Genomic DNA, 2,944 nt, shown 5'->3' with positions numbered 1-2,944 from the left:
ACCTAATGATATTAGTGTGCTAATGGATCAAGTTTTAATGCTACTGCAACCTCAAGCAATGATGAATAATATAAAAATTAGAATTGATTTTACACCTGGTATTCCATTGATTCCATGCGAAGGAAATCAATTAAAACAAGTATTTGTTAATATTTTAAAAAATGCAATTGAATCCATGCCAACGGGAGGCGAAATTCTGATTCAAATTGATAAACTTGATAATGATCAAATAATCATTCGTTTTATGGATCAAGGGTGTGGAATTTCAAAAGAACGTATACCATATCTAGGAGAACCTTTTTACAGTATTAAGGAAGAGGGGATTGGCTTAGGATTAATGATCTGCTATAAAATTATCGAAACACATCACGGAAAGGTATTTATTGAGAGTGAAATAAATAAAGGAACAACGGTTGAAGTTACTCTCCCTATTTGTACCATTCAAAATTAATATATTTCCTTATAAAAATTCTCTAAAGAAATTTATAAAAATATAATGCTATTTTCGTCTAATGAAATAGAAAAAGCGTATAAGGTACTTTAAAATTCAAAGTGTTTTATATGAACAAAATAAATAAACAATAGAATGGAATTATGAATGGACATGAGTAAGAAATTAGTGAAACACCTATTTGTCTTAGGAAGTGCTACGTTACTAACACTGGGTGCTTATGTATATGCAATTATGGATTACGGTATAATAGATGAATATAGTAAAGAAGCCTAGCTAAAGACTAAAGAAACAGCTAATCAAGCAACTATTAATCACTTTAAAACAGAAAAAAATATGGATGTTGTCATTACTAAGATTGGTTTCTTAGGAGAATATGCGACACCTGAGATTTAATTAGAGAGACATGTCTCTGGCAATGAAAAACAAAAGATTTTTGCTACTGTTAATTCTTCAGAAGATTATTGAGTTAAAGCCACAGTTAAAAACTAAATTTACTAACTGCTCTTTTTAAGTTTCCTGAATAGGCCTCACTATACTTTTAATGGTTCTGATGCAAAAATTCTAAGACTCTTGCAAGCAAAGTCCTGAATTTGGATTAGCTATTGCAAAATCATTGATTGAAATGCACAAGAGATAAAATGGTGAGAGGAAGCGCGCAGACGGCAAGCAGGGTAGTGAATTTTGGTTTACGCTTCCCATCGCATCAGAAAAAATAAGACCGCTGAAAGACTTTTGTAATATTTATGTTATAAAAATGAAAGACCTTCTTGCTAACATACTACTACACAGTATGTTACAGGAGGTTTTTTACTTTATGAAAAGAAAATATGTATGGTTTATAGGCGGTTTGATAATTGTAATGGGGGTTTTATGGTCATTGTTCCGACCAGAGAAATTATTTATTGATAAGCAAGTGAATGAAGCATTGCCACAAACAGAAGTACAATCAAATGAAACAAAGCAACAAAGTGATCGAGTAATAAGTGAAGGAAAGTTTCAAAATGGTGTTCATGAAACAACTGGAACGGCAACAATTCATCAATTAGCGGATGGAAAACGTGTTTTACGACTTTCTGATTTTAAAACATCTAATGGGCCGGATGTGCGAGTTGTATTAGTTCCTACGAATCGTTTGAAAAATAATGAAGACGTGAAAAACTATCAGTATATTGAATTAGGAAAATTAAAGGGGAATAAAGGAGACCAACACTACGAAATTCCTCAAGGGATAGATGTGAGTGCATATGGTTCGGTTTCTGTTTGGTGTAAGAGGTTTAATGAAAACTTTGGTGCTGTTTATTTTAAGAAGTAAATATGGACTTAAAAGTGGGTTTGGATTAATGGGAGTCATTGTAGCTGTCATGATGATTCGTGGCTGGGGCAAGGGACTTTTACGAATAGTATTACTCATGTTTGTGTATATGTTAGTAGCGATTCTATTATTTGCAGTTATTGACTACCGCGTTTTGGCGTCTGCGGCATATGGATTTATCTTTTTGATTGGAGCACTATTTGATTTTCCGCATGGAGTGAAATTTTTTGAGCAGATGATGTACTGGACGATTGTAAATCAATATATTAGTATGCTAGGAGCATTTCTATGGAGTGCGACTGCTTTAGTATATCAACGCCAAACACGAAATGCTTGTCCGTATTGTGGCCGAAATAGTAATCCCTCTAAATGGACATCACAATCCTCAGCAGCATCTTGGGGGAAATGGTGCACTTACATTGCCATTACAATTCCTATCTGTTATTCCATAACAAGATGGTGTTGGGCGATGGGCATTCCACTGGGAACTACCAAAGAATTACTTGAATCTTTTGAACGTGATTCACCTGGAATTTGGTTAATGGGTGCGTCCTTGGCTACCGTAGCTCTCGGAGGGGCAATTCTTACGTTAGGGCTTATCAGCCCTAGGGAGAAATTTATCCGCGCGGGTTTCCATTTATTGCTGGTAGGCGTGTACCTCTTTCATTAGCGATTATTCCTGCTTCACTGGTTTCCATTATGGTTACTTCAGCTGGTTTGATGTACATCCGGGGGGGGTTATTAATAAAGGGGGCCTAGATCATAGGGGATGGGCATTGGAAGGTCCAGAGTTATTATGGCCAATTTGGGGAGTGGCTCTGTTTGGTGCTACGATTGCTTATTATTATCGGAGGCGTGGTACGTGTAAATATTGCAAACAGGTTTTAGAGTGAAAATTTATTCAATGCGGGAGCGTACTGCCCGCGAATAGCAGAATAAATAATGTGTTACAGGAAAGCAAAACTCTTTTATAACTTAATTTTGAAGGAACAGATACTCTTTTCCTTTTATCGACTCGTAAAGAAGTATGAAAATCAGAATTTATAATTTAGCTTAAAGGAATTGCAATAAGCACTCTGAATAGTAATATTAAGTATATAAAAAAAGAGAAGAACTCACCAATGTTCTTCTCTCTTTTTATATGTAATTAGGGTTTCCATAACTATAGATATGGATAG

Annotated in this window: 2 protein-coding genes and 2 pseudogenes; all 4 read left to right on the top strand. The window is 35.0% G+C overall.

Going from position 1 to position 2,944, the window contains the following annotated elements; genetic code table 11:
- The coding region (locus AB3X48_RS20335) for an ATP-binding protein (protein ID WP_367959869.1) at positions 1–451 on the top strand (451 nt) is incomplete at its 5' end.
- A gap of 595 nt (positions 452–1,046) precedes the next feature.
- Positions 1,047–1,192 (top strand): annotated as a pseudogene (locus tag AB3X48_RS22130) (sensor histidine kinase); the annotation flags it as partial.
- Between the two features lie 76 nt (positions 1,193–1,268).
- Positions 1,269–1,766, top strand: coding sequence for a DM13 domain-containing protein (locus AB3X48_RS20330; RefSeq protein ID WP_016105292.1), 498 nt, complete (start codon positions 1,269–1,271; stop codon positions 1,764–1,766).
- A gap of 16 nt (positions 1,767–1,782) precedes the next feature.
- Positions 1,783–2,659: pseudogene (locus tag AB3X48_RS20325) on the top strand (hypothetical protein); the annotation flags it as partial.
- Between the last annotated feature and the right edge of the window lie 285 nt (positions 2,660–2,944).

The sequence above is a fragment of the Bacillus sp. S4 genome, assembly GCF_040838205.1.
Lineage (GTDB): Bacteria > Bacillota > Bacilli > Bacillales > Bacillaceae_G > Bacillus_A > Bacillus_A cereus_U.
The sequence above is the reverse complement of the archived record's forward strand: the minus strand, read 5'-3'. Positions and strand labels throughout refer to the sequence as shown.

Coding starts and splice junctions, on each gene's coding strand:
- AB3X48_RS20330 (WP_016105292.1), top strand. CDS start 1,269: ATGAAAAGAAAATATGTATGGTTTATAGGCGGTTTGATAATTGTAATG.